The sequence below is a fragment of the Sphaerisporangium siamense genome, assembly GCF_014205275.1.
GTDB lineage: Bacteria > Actinomycetota > Actinomycetes > Streptosporangiales > Streptosporangiaceae > Sphaerisporangium > Sphaerisporangium siamense.
Genome location: NZ_JACHND010000001.1, coordinates 935,338 through 949,152, shown reverse-complemented (window position 1 = coordinate 949,152; position 13,815 = coordinate 935,338). Strand labels below are relative to the sequence as shown.

Here is a 13,815-nt window from a genome sequence, read left to right as displayed (position 1 = left end):
CCTCCTTCCGTGCCGGACCTAAGTCCGCGCGCCCGGTCACTTGGCGATCACCGCGGCGACCTTGCTGATGGGCTCGGCCAGCGCGTTGATCGAGTCGGAGAGTTCCTTCAGGTCGGCCTTGGACAGCTCGGTGTGGAGCTTCCAGCCGTCGCCGGAACGGTGCTTGCCGAGGGTGGCCTCGGCGGCGGGGAACTTCTCGTCCAGTTCCTTGACCAGGTCGGGCGCGCGCTCGGTGAGCACGGGGCGCAGCGCCGCGATGGCGCCCTTGGACCCTTCGAGGTTGGCGGCGAAGTCCCACAGGTCGGTGTGGGAGTAGCGGTCCTCCTCACCGGTGATCTTGCCGGTGGCGACCTCGTCGAGCAGGGCCTTGGCGCCGGTGGCCAGCTTGAGCGGGGAGAGCGTCTCGCTGTTGGCGCGTTCGACGATCTTCTTGACGTCCGCCATCAGCTTGTCGGCGATGGGGCCGTCCTTGCTGATGTCCTTGCCCTTCCACAGGTCCTTCTCGATCCGGTGGAAGCCGGTCCACTCCGCGCCGGGCTCCAGGGCGTCCTCGCGGGCGTCGATGGCGGGGTCGAGGTCGCCGAAGCTCTCCGCGACCGGCTCGATGCGCTCCCAGTACGTCCGCGCGATCGGGTAGAGCGACTTGGCCTTGTCGACGTCGCCCGCCTTGACGGCGTCCACGAACTCCTGGGTCTTGGTCAGCAGCGCGTCGGTCTGGCTCTTGACGTAGCGGCCGTAGTCCTTGGCGGCCTGGGCCAGCTTGGCGTCGTCGGACAGCGGCGCGGCGGCGCCGGAGACCTTGAGCGGGTTGCGGATGCCCTTGCCGATCATGCCGGGCTTGCAGGCCGTCTCGTAGGCGCCGGCGGGCAGCTCGATCATGACCTCGCGGGTGAGGCCGGGGACGATGTTCTCGACCTCGCCCATGACCCGGTCGCCGGGGGCGTAGACGTAGAACTCCGTGACCTTGGAGCCGCCGTTGGTGACCTGGAACGTCGAGGTGCCCGCGGGGAGGGCGGCCGTGGAGACCTTGCACTCGGTGTCGGACGCGGCGACGGTGATCTTGCCGGGCTTGCCCGCGGACTGCGCGGCCGTGTCGTCCCCGCCGCTCGTCGACGAGCACGCGGTCAGCCCCGCGAGGGCCAGCGCGCCGGCGGTGATGGCTGTGGCGGTACGCATGGTTCTCCAGTTCCAGGTGTTTCGGTGAGGTAGTCGGGGGTGGCGGGCGCGGCCGTCAGGACGGGGCGGAGGCCGGGGCGGCGGACGGTGTGCGCGAGGCGCCGGGGCCGTTGCGCTTCGGCATCAGGAACAGCACCAGCACCGGAACCAGGTAGGCGACCCACGCGATCATCTCGATGGTGGTGGGCTGCGGGGTGAAGTTGAAGACGCCGTTGAGCAGGGCGGAGTACCAGGCGTCCGGCGGCAGCGCGCCGCTGAGGTCGAACGCCGGGGCGGTCAGGACGTGGACGACGCCGCCCTCGACCAGGTCGTGCACGCCGTACTTGAAGATGCCGGCGGCGACCACGATGAGCAGCAGGCCCGTCCAGGTGAAGAACCGGCCGAGGTTGATGCGCAGCGCGCTCTTGTACAGCGCCCAGCCGAGCGCGATCGCGGTGGCGATGCCCAGCGAGAACCCGATCAGGGGGGAGGTGGTGGTGCCCGCGCCCTGGGCGGCGGCGAAGAACAGCAGCGCGGTCTCCAGGCCCTCGCGGGCGACGGAGAGGAAGGCCATCACGACGACGGCGGTGACGCCGAGGCCGAGCGCCTCGCTCAGCTTGGCGCGCAGGTCGCCGGAGAGCTTGCGGGCCGCGGTGCGCATCCAGAAGATCATGAAGGTGACGAAGACGGTCGCGGCGATGGAGGCCGCGGCGTCGAACAGCTCCTGCTTCTGGGAGTCGAGGTGCGCGGCGGTGAACGTCAGCAGCGCGCCGAAGCCGACCGACAGGAGCACGGCGGCGGCGACCCCGGCCCAGACGTACCCGAGCCGGTCACGGCGATCGCTCTTGACCAGGAAGGCCACCAGGATCGACACGACAAGGGTCGCCTCAAGCCCCTCACGGAGGCCTATGAGATAGCTGGCGAACACTGTGGTCTCCCTAGTCCTTGCTTAGCCTTGCCTAAATTAGGACAGCATTACCTTAACGGTGGCAAGAGGGTGACCTCTATGGGACCCTCCCGTGGTGCCGGGGCTGATCGTTCGAGGTAAGGCCGGTGTCGCGGCCGCGCTACATCACGGGCGTGGTCCCGTGGCGGACTGGTTCCCCGTGCGCGGCGTCGCCACCCCGGACGGGCGCGGCGTTCTCGACGTCGAAACAGGGATGATTCCGACCTTTCCCTGTATGTCCCCTGCGGGGGAACCGGGAAGGTAATACGCTCGGGAATGGAGCGGCAGGCGCCTCATGCCCTGCGCACCGATCCAGCCCAGCCTACGCGAGCACCTGGATACGCTGACATCATGACCACCTCTGGCCGGTCCGCCGCGCGCCGCAAACCCCCCCACGTGCTGGCGAACGCCCCGTTCCGTCGGCTTTGGACGGCCATGGCGGTCTGCAGCCTGGGCGACTGGCTGAACATCATCGCCATCACGGCGTTCGCCGCCTACCTGACCCAGGGGTCGGGCTTCAAGGCGCAGAGCCTGGCCATCGGCGGGGTGTTCGTCGTCAAGATGCTCCCGGCCATCCTCCTCGGCCCGCTGGCGGGGGCGTTCGCCGACCGGTTCGACCGCCGCCTGACGATGTTCGTCAGCGACCTGCTGCGCTTCGCGCTCGTGCTGTCGATCCCGCTGGTCGGCAGCTACCAGTGGATCATCGTCGCCACCCTCCTCGTGGAGTGCGTGAACCTGTTCTGGGTGCCCGCCAAGGACGCCACCGTCCCCAACCTGGTGCCCAAGGAGCGGCTGGAGGAGGCCAACCAGCTCAACCTGCTGGTGACGTACGGCTCGGCGCCGGTCGCCGCGGCCCTGTTCGCGGTGCTGTCGGTGATCATCGAGGTCGTGGGCAAGGCCGTGCCCACCTTCGTCTGGCAGCCCGCCCACCTCGCGCTGATCGTCAACGCGGTCGCCTACCTCGTCTCCGCGTTCCTGATCTTCACGCTCACCGGCATCCCCAAGGGCCACGCCGGCCGGGTCTCCGCGCCCTCGGTGCTCCGGCAGATCATCGACGGCTGGCGGTACGTCGGCGAGAACCGCATGGTGCGGGGCCTGGTCATCGGCATGCTCGGCGCCTTCGCGGCCGGCGGCGCGGTCGTCGGCGTGGCCAAGATCTACGTCGCCGCGCTCGGCGGGGGAGACGCCGCCTACGGCACCGTCTTCGCCGCCGTCTTCGTCGGCATGGCGCTCGGCATCTTCTTCGGCCCCCGCCTGCTGCGCGAGCTGTCGCGGCGGCGCCTGTTCGGGCTCGCCATCGTCACCGCGGGCGCCGTGCTCGCCGCCACCGCGCTCATCCACAACCTGGTGATCGTGGTCATGCTCGTCGTCGTGCTCGGCGCCTGCGCGGGCATCGCGTGGATCATCGGGTACACGCTGATCGGCCTGGAGGTCGAGGACGCCATCCGGGGACGCACCTTCTCGTTCCTGCAGTCCATGGCCCGGGTCACGCTCCTGCTCGTCGTCGCCGTCGCGCCCGCGCTGTCGGGCCTGTTCGGCGAGCACTCCGTCTCGATCGGCGCCGGCATCGTCTACCGCTTCGACGGCCCGAGCCTGGTCATGCTGATCGGCGCCGCCGTGGCCGTCGTCGTCGGGGTGCTCGCGCTGCGCCACATGGACGACCGGCGCGAGGTCCCCATCTCCTCCGACCTGATGGCCGCGCTGAAGGGCGAACGCTACGTCGCCGAGACCGCCGAGCACGGGCGGGGCATGTTCATCGCCTTCGAGGGCGGCGAGGGCTCGGGCAAGACCACCCAGTCGCGCCTTGCCGCCATCTGGCTGCGCGACCAGGGCTTCGACGTCGTCCAGACCCGCGAGCCCGGCTCCACCAAGGTCGGCATGCGCCTGCGGGCGATCCTGCTCGACTCCGCCCACCAAGGGCTGTCGGCCCGCTCGGAGGCCCTGCTGTACGCGGCGGACCGGGCCGAGCACGTCGAGAAGGTCATCCGTCCCGCGCTGCTGCGCGGCGCGATGGTCATCTCCGACCGGTACGTCGACTCCTCCCTCGCCTACCAGGGCGCGGGCCGCGAGCTGGAGCCGCAGGACGTCGCCAAGGTCAACTCCTGGGCCACCGGCGGCCTCACCCCCGACCTGACCGTGCTGATCGACGTGCCGCCGTCGGTCGGGCTGTCCCGGTTCGCCTCCCCGGCCGACCGCATCGAGTCCGAGCCCCTGGAGTTCCACGAGCGCGTGCGCCGCGAGTTCCGGGCGCTGGCCGCCGCCGACCCGGACCGCTACCTGGTCGTGGACGGCCTCCAGACGCAGGAGCAGGTCGCGCAGGCCATCCAGGACCGCCTGCGCGAGATCATCCCCGACCCCGTCCCGCAGGAGACCGAGGCCATCACCGGCACGATGCCCGTCATCCGCGACTAACCTGGCCGCGTGACAGTCTTCGACGACCTGGTGGGCCAGGAGCAGGCGGCGGTCCTGCTGCGGCGCGCCGCCGAGGCCGCGGCCGAGGCCCTGTCCGGGGGGCGCGGCGCGGGCATGACCCACGCCTGGCTGTTCACCGGCCCGCCCGGCTCCGGCCGCTCCGAGGCGGCGCAGGCGTTCGCGGCGGCGCTGCTGTGCCCCGACCAGGGGTGCGGGCATTGCGACATGTGCCACCAGGTCGCGGTGGGTTCCCATCCCGACGTCGAGGTCGTCCGCCCGCAGGGCCTCTCCTACAGCGTCAGGCAGACCCGCGAGCTGGTGCTCAGGGCCTCGGGGGCGCCCACGCTCGGCCGCTGGCGGGTCATCCTGTTCGAGGACGCCGACCGCGCGACGGAGGCCGCGGCCAACGCGCTGCTCAAGGCCATCGAGGAGCCCCCGCCGCGCACGGTCTGGCTGCTGTGCTCGCCCTCGCCGGACGACCTGATGATCACCATCCGGTCCCGGTGCCGGGTCGTGACGCTGCGCACCCCCTCGACCGAGGCCGTCGCCCACCTGCTCGCCACGCGCGACGCCGTGCCGTACGAGACCGCCGAGTTCGCCGCCCGCGCCACCCGCGGCCACATCGCCCGCGCCCGCCGCCTCGCCCTGGACGAGGAGACACGGCGGCGGCGCGACGCCGTCCTGGCGCTGCCGAGCGCGCTGACCGGCCTCGGCGCGTGCGTCGAGGCGGCCGAGCGGCTGGTGAAGACCTCCGCCGAGGACGCCGAGGAGGCCACCGCCCACCTCAACGAGGCCGAGACCGCCGAGCTGCGCAAGATCTACGGCGAGGGGTCCACGGGCAAGGGGCTCAACAAGGGGCTGGTCCGCGGCGGCGCGGGGGCGATGAAGGACCTGGAGGACCGGCAGAAGTCCCGGGCCACCCGCATCAAGCGCGACTCCCTCGACACCGCCCTGCTCGACCTGGTCGCCTACTACCGCGACGTGCTCGCCGTGCAGTTCGGGGCCGCGGTCGAGCTCTCCGCCGGGGACCGTACGGCCGACATCACCGCGCTGGCCTCCTCCAGCACCCCTGAGGACACCCTGCGGCGCATCGACGCGATCATGCTGTGCCGTGACCGGCTGGCGGCCAACGTCAACCCGCAGATCGCGGTGGAGGCGCTGACGATCGCGCTGTGGCGTCCGCGGTTGTGAGGGCCGCCGCCGGGGTTCTCGGATATTTCCGGAAATCTCGGTAGCTGCGAGCAACCCGGGCACGGCCGACGCGTCTCTTGGACATGCAGGCTTCCGACACGCGCACCTCCGGGCCGCAGGACGCCGAGGAAGCGATCACGGCACTCTACGCCGACCACGCCTTGGGGCTGGTCCGCCTGGCGCTCGTGCTCCTCGGAGATCGTGAGAGCGCAGAAGACGTCGTGCAGGAGTCCTTCCTCGGCCTCCACCGCCGCTTCGGCGCGCTGCGCGACCCGGCCAACGCGCTGGTCTACCTCCGCAGCGCCGTACTCAACAACGCGCGCAGCGTGCTCAGACGGCGTCGGCTGCCGTCCTGGTTCGCCGGCGCCTACGACCCGCCCGTCTGGTCGGCCGAGTCCGCCGCGCTGCTCGGCGCCGAACGGCGTGCCGTCATGGAGGCGCTGCACGCGCTGCCCAGACGGCGGCGCGAAGTGCTGGTGCTGCGCTACTACGCCGACCTGTCCGAAGAGGAGACCGCCCAGGTCATGGGCGTCAGCCGAGGCACCGTCAAGTCCACCACCGCCCGGGCGCTCGAAGCGCTCGGGCGTCTTCTGGGGGAGCAGCCGTGAACGAGATCATCAACAGGTTGCGCGACGCGACCACGGCCGTGGGGGACACCGTCCAGGATCTGCCCGCCCCGCGGTCGGCCCGGAGCCGTACGCGGAGGTCCTGGCTCGTCCCGGCCGTGGCGGCGGCGTCGGTGGTCGCCGCCGTCGCCACGGGCACGGTGGTCTTCGCAGGCGGCGGCACCCGCCTCGCCGCGACCGGCTCCGCCGGGACGCCCGAGTTCTTCGTCCTCGCCTTTCCCGGCGAGCTGACCGTGCGCCGCGAGACGGACGGCCGGGCCGCGGCCCGCGTCGCGGCTCCCGGCGGCGAGTCGTTCTCGGCCGCGGCCGGCGACGACCGGCGCTTCTACCTCGCCACCACCGCCGCCACCGGCTGCGGAGGCCACTTCTACCGGCTCACCCTGGAGGGCTCCTCCGGCGCGACGCTCGACCGGCTCCCCTTCACGGTCCCGGAGGGCACGCGGACGACGTCCCTGGCGGTGAGCGAGGACGGCGGCAGGCTCGCGTACGGCCTGGTGCGGTGCGGGACGATGGACCGCGCCGCCGGGCTCGTCGTCGCCGACACCGCGACCGGACGGACCCGCACCTGGGCGGGCGCCGGCGGCCCGCAGGTGGGGCGCGTGGCGATCAGCGGCGACGGACGGTACGTCGCCTACCAGGACCTCGCCGCGCCACCCCTCGGCGTCCCGGACACCCCCGTCCGGCCGCGATCCCCCGAGGCCTCACCCGCGCCGCCGTCCCGGACGCCCGCCCCCGACGCCCCGCCGGCACCGGAGGAGGTACGCCCCACCGAGGAACCGCCGGCACCGGAGGAGGTACGCCCGACCGAGGAACCGCCGGCACCGGAGGAGGTACGCCCGACCGAGGAACCGCCGGGCGAGGTCGAGCCGGGAGTTCCCGACGAGACGCCGAGCGAACTGCCGAACCCCCCGACGTCCCGCGACCCGGGCGACGCCCCGACCGAGGCGCCCGCGCTCGTACCCCTGGCCACGCCGCCGACCGAGGTTCCCATGCCCTCGGACATATACCTGCTGGACACGACCCTCCCCGGAGAGGACCTGGGCGGCAGCAGGAAGATCACGCTGGCGGTCGCCGACGCCGCGCTGCCCGTCGGGCTGCAGGGATTCCGGCTCGACGCCGACGGCGGCCGGATCATCGCCTCGCTCGGCCGCGCCGCCAGGACGTTCCAGGGCGACAGAGCCACGGTCGAGCCGTCCGCCACCGCGATCGTCCGGTTCGACGCCGCGAACGGGCGGCGGCTGGACACCCTTTACCAGGACAGGAAGGGAGGAATGGCCCTGCTCGACGCGGACGGCGGCTACGAGCACTTCATCGTCCGGCGCGGCGACGAGATCGCGTCCGTCTCCGCCTCCGGCTACCGGCTCCTCACCCGGGACGGCTACCGCTACCCGTCCGCCGCCTGGTGACCGCCCGCTGAACGTCCACGGCCGGGGAACCCGCCCCGGCCGTGCGGCACGTCGCCCCCTGGAGGCCGAGAGGTCGATCACAGGTAGCGGGAACGTATTGCTCAGGCCAAGCGGGCTGCGCGTAATGTGGCCAGAAACCGTTTCGGCGTGGTCGCGTGACGGCCGCGCCGGCGCGGGGGTGCGAGGCCGCGCGGCCGTGAGCCGTACCGGCGAGAAGGCGGAGGGTTCCATGGGAATGATCATGGCCGTGAGCTTTACTCGCTACGGGAGGCTGTACTACCTCGACCCCGGAGGCCACAGCCCCAAGGTCGGGGACAAGGTGCTCGTGCCGACCGACTCCGGCCCCGAGGTCGCCGAGTGTGTCTGGGCGCCGCAGTGGGTGAGCGAGGAGATCGACGGCCTGCCGGTGTGCGCCGGCCCCGCGGGGGACGAGCACCTCGACCGCGACGAGACCAACCGCAGGCGCAGGGCCGAGGCGCGCAGTGTCTCCAAGCGGCTGATCAAGCGGCACGAACTGCCCATGAAGATCGTCGGAGTCGACTACCTGGACGCCGACAACGTCTACACGGTGTACTTCTCCGCGCCGCACCGCGTGGACTTCCGCGCCCTGGTCCGCGACCTCGCCCGCAACCTGCGGGCCCGCGTCGAGCTGCGGCAGATCGGGCCGCGTGACGAGGCCCGGCTGCAGGGCGGCATCGGCCCCTGCGGGCGCGACCTGTGCTGCGCGACCTTCCTCAAGGACTTCGAGCCGGTGTCCGTCCGCATGGCCAAGGACCAGGACCTCCCGGTCAACCCCCTGCGCATCGCGGGCGCGTGCGGCAGGCTCATGTGCTGCCTCAAATACGAGCACCCGCTGTACCAGGAGTTCCGGGCCTCCGCCCCGCGCACCGGCGCCGCCGTGGACACCCCCGAGGGCTCCGGCACCGTCGTCGGCCACAACGTGCCGTCCGACTCGGTGATCGTCCGGCTCAACGACGGCGGCCGCAGGTGCGCGTGCTCCCGTGCGAGCGTGTGTTCCCCGCGCAGGCAGCACGACGAGCGTTATGGTGCCGAACGATCAGATGAGGAATGAAACCGCAGGTAGGTGGGGTACAACCTAACCGCCCGCCTGGTGATCGTCACGCCGGCGGTTCTGTCAATCGGGGGACAGGTGGTCGGCGCATGATGCGCTTCTCCGGCGTGGGCCGCACGGCCACCGCCCTTCTCGCGGCGGTGTCGGTCGCCACGGCGTGCTCGGCCCAGGGGGACGCGCAACGGCCGTCGGACGGATCCTCGCCCGGCGACCCACCGGCCGCCTCGGCCACCCAGGCCCCCTCCGCGGCCCTCGCCCCGTTCTACACGCAGAAGATCGCCTGGACGCCGTGCCAGGACAAGTTCCAGTGCGGCAAGCTCACCGTCCCCCTCGACTACGCCGACCCCGGCGGCGAGCGTATCCAGGTCAGCCTGATCAAGCTGCCCGCCAGTGGGAACCAGCGCATCGGCTCCATCCTCCTCAACCCCGGCGGGCCCGGAGGTTCCGGCATCGAGTACGCGCGCGCCGCCCGCACCGTCCTCAGCCCCGCCGTCCTCTCCCGGTTCGACACCGTGGGCTTCGACCCGCGCGGCGTCGGCAAGTCCGCGCCCGTCCGCTGCCTCAGCGGGCGCGAGCTCGACGTGTTCATCGGCCTGGACGGCACTCCCGACGACCCCTCCGAGGTCAGCGCGCTCGCCCGGGGCGGCAAGCAGTTCGCCGAGGGGTGCGAGGCGCGTTCGGCCAAGCTGCTCCCGCACGTCGGCACCGAGGACGCCGCGCGCGACATGGACGTCCTGCGCGCCGCGCTCGGCGACCAGGGCATCACCTACCTGGGCAAGTCGTACGGCACCTACCTGGGTGCCGTGTACGCCGACCTGTTCCCGAAAAAGATCCGCGCGCTCGTCCTCGACGGCGCCATCGACCCCGCCCTGCCGCCCGTCCCCACGGTGAACGCCGCCCAGGCGCACGGCTTCGAGGTCGCCTTCCGGTCCTTCCTCGCCGACTGCTTCAGCCAGCAGAACTGCCCGTTCCCGGAGAAGAACACCGACGCGGCGCTCGGACGGCTGTCGCAGTTCCTCAAGAACACCGACCAGCACCCGCTGCGCAACAACACCGGCGACGGCCGCACCATCAGCGAGTCGTGGGCCACCCTCGGCATCCTGGCCGCCCTGTACGACAAGGGCACCTGGCCCGTGCTCAGAGCCGCGCTCGGCCAAGGGTTCCGCGGCGACGGCACCACGCTGCTGAGGCTCGCCGACCTCCTCATCGACCGCCGCCCCGACGGCAGTTACTCCAACCAGACCGAGGCCAACATGGCCGTCAACTGCGTCGACCACCCCTACCCGCACAAGATCTCCGCCTACGAGGAGGCCGCCAAGACCGCGCAGCGCGAATCGCCGCACTTCGGTGCGTACGTCATGTGGGGCTCACTGCCCTGCGACTACTGGCCCGTCAAGCCCACCGGCTCCGACCGCCCGCTCAAGGCCGCCGGCGCACCCCCCATCGTCGTCGTCGGCACGGAACGCGACCCCGCCACGCCCTACCAGTGGGCCAAGTCCCTGGCCTCCGAACTCTCCTCGGGCGTACTCCTCAGCTACGACGGCGACGGCCACACCGCGTACCGCACCGGCTCCCCCTGCGTGGACGAGGCCGTGGACCGCTACCTCATCTCCCTGGATCCCCCCCGCTCCGGCACCCTCTGCCCCAAGGTCACCTGACCACCCTGGCGCAAGAACCACCGGAAACCTGTAGACTTCCACACGCTACGGGACCCCGCAGCACGCCGCCTTAGCTCAGTCGGCCAGAGCGACGCACTCGTAATGCGTAGGTCGAGGGTTCGATTCCCTCAGGCGGCTCATAGCTTGACCAGGGCGCCCCTTGATCGTCGGGGGCGCCTTTTCGATCTTCCGTCTCACTTTCCGTCTCACTTCCCCCACAGCGCCCTCCCCATCTTCTGCGCAGCATCCTGCGCGAGCGGTGACGCCACGTGAGAATAGCCCCGGGTAACCCGGATGTCAGAGTGCCCAAGCATCTCCTGGACCACCGCGAGCGCGATGCCCGCCTCCAGCGCCAGGGTCGCCGCGGTGTGCCGCTGCGCGTGGAGCTTGTGGTGGCGCAGGCCCGCCTCCTTGACAATGTCGGCCCACTCCTCCCAGTCCACCCGCGGGTCGATCGGCTGGCCGTTCGACTGGCAGAACACCAGATCGTGATCCGTCCACTCGTCGCCGGCCACGATCCGCTCGAAGTCCTGGGCCTCTTTGTGGCGGCGCAGGATGGCTACCAGCTCGGGCGCCAGGTGGATGTTCTTGCGCCGCTTCTCCTTGATCTGACGGAAGACCAGGCCGCCACCCTTGCGGCTCGGACACGCCTTCGCGTGCGCCGTACAGCCCTTCGGGCAGGGCTTGGGACACACGTGGCCGGTCCTGTAGCACCCGCGAGCGCAGTCCGGCCGGTGGCGATGGGCTCCGCAGTCCTTCGGGCATGCCCCGCGGTGGTGGGCCATCCCGCACGCGTGAGGGTTGGCGCATCCGTGCTGCCAGGTGAGCCGCTGTAACTGATACCAGATCTTCGCTACCCCGGTGTCCAGGTCAAGGTACTGCCAGCGCAGGCCAAGGGTCTCGCCCTGGCGTGTCCCGGTGGCCAGGCCGACCGACCAGCGGGCCGCGTTCCGACGCTTCTGCGTCTCGGAGAGGATCTTGCGCGCCTCGTCACGCGTAAGCGTGTCCTTCTCCGGGTCGCCCGCAGCCGGCACCTCCACGAGCTTGGCCGGATTCTGTGCGACCACGCCCCGCCGTACCGCTGAGCTGTACATGCTGCTGATCACCGCGTGAACCTTGCGGATGTGCCCGGGGGCCTGGCCGTCCTTTCTCATCTCGGCGTACAGGTTCTCCAGATGGTCGGGGCCCACCTTGTCCAGGCGCACCTTCCCGATGTACTTGAAGACCCAGTTCTCGCACTTGCTCCTGTAGTCCGCGATGGTCCTTGGCGCTCGGTCGGCGACAGGGAGGATCGTGTCGAGCCAGTAGATTCCGAACTTCTCGACGGTCTGCACCCGGCCCGCCCTACCAGCAAGTCCGGCGTCCCGCTTCTTGATGAGCGCTTTGACCGCTTTCTCGACCTCTTCTTTGGTCTTGCGTTCAACGTGGCGTCTGTCCGGCGTGCCGTCGAGCTTGGTGCCCATCGTCACTCTGCCGTGCCACTTTCCGCTGGCCGACTGGTAGATCGTGCCCTCGCCGTTGTCCTTGCGCGTCCTATTAGAAGTGGTCATGTGCGCCCTTCCGCTACTGACTCAGGAGTCGACCAACGGCCGAACCTTGAAGGCGTCCAAGAATGCGTCGCGAAACGCCTCTGCCTCTTCTTTCGTATCAAACGAGTTGCTTCGAACATTAGCGCCGACGGTACTCCCGCCCAGTTCGAAGACGAACTTTCCGTCCTCCGTCTTGGTGATCGCGGCAGCGTCGCGGATTTGCGCGTTGACTGCCTCAACGTCCTCGATCGTGGGGGGCCTGCGCCTGCGCCGAGGCTTGTCCGCCGCCGCCGCGTTGACGTGCTGATACACGATCCATTGCAGTATCACTTCGGTAAGGTGCTCCTGCAGGTCGCTTTGTGGCAGCTTCGACAACATCTGGGAGGCTGCCGTGTTGTCTAGCATCGCCAAGCGGATGTCTGATTTCATCATGTCGATCAGCTTCTCGACCCTCGAACGCTCTTCAGACAGTCGAGACTTCCAATACTTCTGCAAGAGATCTTGCAGATGCTGATCAAGTCCGGATCCGATGATGAGGCGTTCTCCCGGAGTGACCGGCGATGGCGATACTGGCATGTCGGGGTTTCCGAGAGCCTCGGCGGGCACGAGTCCTGAAAGGACTAGCAGGGGCTCCAGCTTCACGCCGAGCACTTCCCCGATCTTAAGTAGTTGATCAATGCTTGGCTTAGCGCCGCGCTTCCACCTCATAACGGTCGTGGGGCTGACATCCAGTGCGCGGGCGAGCCGGGCCTCCGATCGATAGCCCAGGCCGCCGGCGTGAGTGTGGAGCCATGACCAGAACGGATTGGGTTCGGTGACACTCTCAGAGACGTTGCGAGACACGGAGAGACAGTATCGGGCAGGGTTGCGCGCGCGCAACATCTTGTTGTCTATGTGTGCTACTGGCTGCCGTTGGTGAGACTCGATCCTCCGTGGGAACGTGTGCAAAGCCCTGCAGAGACGGGCGGGATCCGCTCGAACGTCTGTTAGAGAATCATGGTGGTCGCGTTGACCATCTTGTCCGCTTCCGCTATGCACCTTGGCGTTCGTGCCACACCTTGATCGGTCGGTGACTGGTCGATCACTAAGTGTCGACGGGCTCATCGACTGGTAACTGTGCTTAACAGCAAAGTGATGGGGTTCCTAGATGTTCCTGCGCCCTGGGGATGGTTCAGCTACTCCCAGGGCGGCGAGGTGGGTGTAACCTAATCCGTGATCCAGTCTCTTGGAGTCCCAGGGGCACCGCTGTGCGCTCTGGACGCCAAGAGCAAGACCAGGCCCCGGACAGTGAAAGGGCCCGGCAGAGGCGGAGTGCGCCAACACTCCGATCATCCTCGCCAGGCCCCGGACTCTGCCCCAAGCCACCCCTTCGCAAAAGGTCACCTGATGGGAGAGCCACCGATGGCCAACCTTAGCTGGCATGCCCACGCGCCGGTAATCGATCCAGACAAACGTCCCGAAATCGACGGATCTATTCCGGTCTACCTCGGCGTCCTCGCGGATGGCGGACGGCTCCGCCACGCCTACCGGGTCGGCGGCAAGTACGTTGAGCTGCCGCTCATCGCGGGCGGTTCCGTCGACATCACCTCCACTGAGACGATCGAGAACCTTCCCCTCCTGCTGCTTCCGGCGCAGGCCCGCGCTCAGCTGAACTGCTCGAAGGCACACTTCTATCGGCTCATCGCCGCCGGCGAGTTGGAGACCGTCGTGATCGGCCAGCGGGGGCGCGGGCGCCGGATCCCTCGGGCGTCCCTGCTCGCCTACATCGAGCGTCTCCGCGGCCAGGCGAACACGCTCACCTCGTAGTCCCCACCGGTTCA

11 protein-coding genes and 1 tRNA gene are annotated in these 13,815 nt (G+C 69.9%); 8 read left to right on the top strand and 4 right to left on the bottom strand.

Going from position 1 to position 13,815, the window contains the following annotated elements:
- Positions 1–36: 36 nt before the first annotated feature.
- On the bottom strand, positions 37–1,176 hold the full coding sequence (gene efeO / locus BJ982_RS04400; protein WP_184876785.1) for an iron uptake system protein EfeO: 1,140 nt from the start codon (positions 1,174–1,176) through the stop codon (positions 37–39).
- A gap of 55 nt (positions 1,177–1,231) precedes the next feature.
- Positions 1,232–2,083 carry an iron uptake transporter permease EfeU gene (efeU, locus tag BJ982_RS04395; protein WP_184876784.1) on the bottom strand — a complete coding sequence of 284 codons (852 nt, stop codon included), beginning with the start codon at positions 2,081–2,083 and terminating at the stop codon, positions 1,232–1,234.
- 369 nt (positions 2,084–2,452) lie between these two features.
- Here efeU and tmk point away from each other — a divergent pair, with 369 nt between their 5' ends.
- The 7 genes from tmk (at position 2,453) to BJ982_RS04360 (ending at position 10,604) form a co-directional block, all read left to right on the top strand.
- On the top strand, positions 2,453–4,513 hold the full coding sequence (gene tmk / locus BJ982_RS04390) for a dTMP kinase (protein WP_184876783.1): 2,061 nt from the start codon (positions 2,453–2,455) through the stop codon (positions 4,511–4,513).
- Positions 4,514–4,522: 9 nt separating this feature from the next.
- Positions 4,523–5,704 carry a DNA polymerase III subunit delta' gene (locus tag BJ982_RS04385; RefSeq protein ID WP_184876782.1) on the top strand — a complete coding sequence of 394 codons (1,182 nt, stop codon included), beginning with the start codon at positions 4,523–4,525 and terminating at the stop codon, positions 5,702–5,704.
- A gap of 83 nt (positions 5,705–5,787) precedes the next feature.
- Positions 5,788–6,312, top strand: a complete 525-nt coding sequence (locus tag BJ982_RS04380) for a SigE family RNA polymerase sigma factor (RefSeq protein WP_184876781.1) — start codon at positions 5,788–5,790, stop codon at positions 6,310–6,312.
- On the top strand, positions 6,309–7,736 hold the full coding sequence (locus BJ982_RS04375; RefSeq protein ID WP_184876780.1) for a WD40 repeat domain-containing protein: 1,428 nt from the start codon (positions 6,309–6,311) through the stop codon (positions 7,734–7,736). Before BJ982_RS04380 ends, BJ982_RS04375 begins: the two co-directional genes overlap by 4 nt.
- A gap of 235 nt (positions 7,737–7,971) precedes the next feature.
- Complete coding sequence (locus BJ982_RS04370; RefSeq protein ID WP_184888431.1) at positions 7,972–8,808, top strand: PSP1 domain-containing protein; 837 nt, start codon at positions 7,972–7,974, stop codon at positions 8,806–8,808.
- 89 nt (positions 8,809–8,897) lie between these two features.
- Positions 8,898–10,466: an alpha/beta hydrolase gene (locus tag BJ982_RS04365; RefSeq protein WP_184876779.1), complete on the top strand. Its 1,569-nt coding sequence runs from the start codon at positions 8,898–8,900 to the stop codon at positions 10,464–10,466.
- A gap of 64 nt (positions 10,467–10,530) precedes the next feature.
- Positions 10,531–10,604 (top strand) — tRNA-Thr (locus tag BJ982_RS04360).
- Positions 10,605–10,672: 68 nt separating this feature from the next.
- Here the strand turns inward: BJ982_RS04360 and BJ982_RS04355 are convergent.
- Complete coding sequence (locus tag BJ982_RS04355; RefSeq protein WP_203959477.1) at positions 10,673–12,016, bottom strand: tyrosine-type recombinase/integrase; 1,344 nt, start codon at positions 12,014–12,016, stop codon at positions 10,673–10,675.
- Between the two features lie 21 nt (positions 12,017–12,037).
- Positions 12,038–12,838 (bottom strand): helix-turn-helix transcriptional regulator, encoded by an 801-nt coding sequence (locus BJ982_RS04350; RefSeq protein WP_184876777.1) that lies wholly within the window; start codon positions 12,836–12,838, stop codon positions 12,038–12,040.
- Between the two features lie 558 nt (positions 12,839–13,396).
- Between BJ982_RS04350 and BJ982_RS04345 the strand changes: the two genes are divergently transcribed.
- The gene (locus tag BJ982_RS04345; RefSeq protein WP_184876775.1) at positions 13,397–13,801 is read left to right on the top strand and encodes a helix-turn-helix domain-containing protein; all 405 of its coding nucleotides are present in this window, start codon (positions 13,397–13,399) and stop codon (positions 13,799–13,801) included.
- The last annotated feature ends 14 nt before the right edge of the window (positions 13,802–13,815 follow it).

Coding starts and splice junctions, on each gene's coding strand:
- efeO (WP_184876785.1), bottom strand. CDS start 1,176: ATGCGTACCGCCACAGCCATCACCGCCGGCGCGCTGGCCCTCGCGGGG.
- tmk (WP_184876783.1), top strand. CDS start 2,453: ATGACCACCTCTGGCCGGTCCGCCGCGCGCCGCAAACCCCCCCACGTG.
- BJ982_RS04380 (WP_184876781.1), top strand. CDS start 5,788: ATGCAGGCTTCCGACACGCGCACCTCCGGGCCGCAGGACGCCGAGGAA.
- BJ982_RS04370 (WP_184888431.1), top strand. CDS start 7,972: ATGATCATGGCCGTGAGCTTTACTCGCTACGGGAGGCTGTACTACCTC.
- BJ982_RS04365 (WP_184876779.1), top strand. CDS start 8,898: ATGATGCGCTTCTCCGGCGTGGGCCGCACGGCCACCGCCCTTCTCGCG.
- BJ982_RS04355 (WP_203959477.1), bottom strand. CDS start 12,016: ATGACCACTTCTAATAGGACGCGCAAGGACAACGGCGAGGGCACGATC.
- BJ982_RS04345 (WP_184876775.1), top strand. CDS start 13,397: ATGGCCAACCTTAGCTGGCATGCCCACGCGCCGGTAATCGATCCAGAC.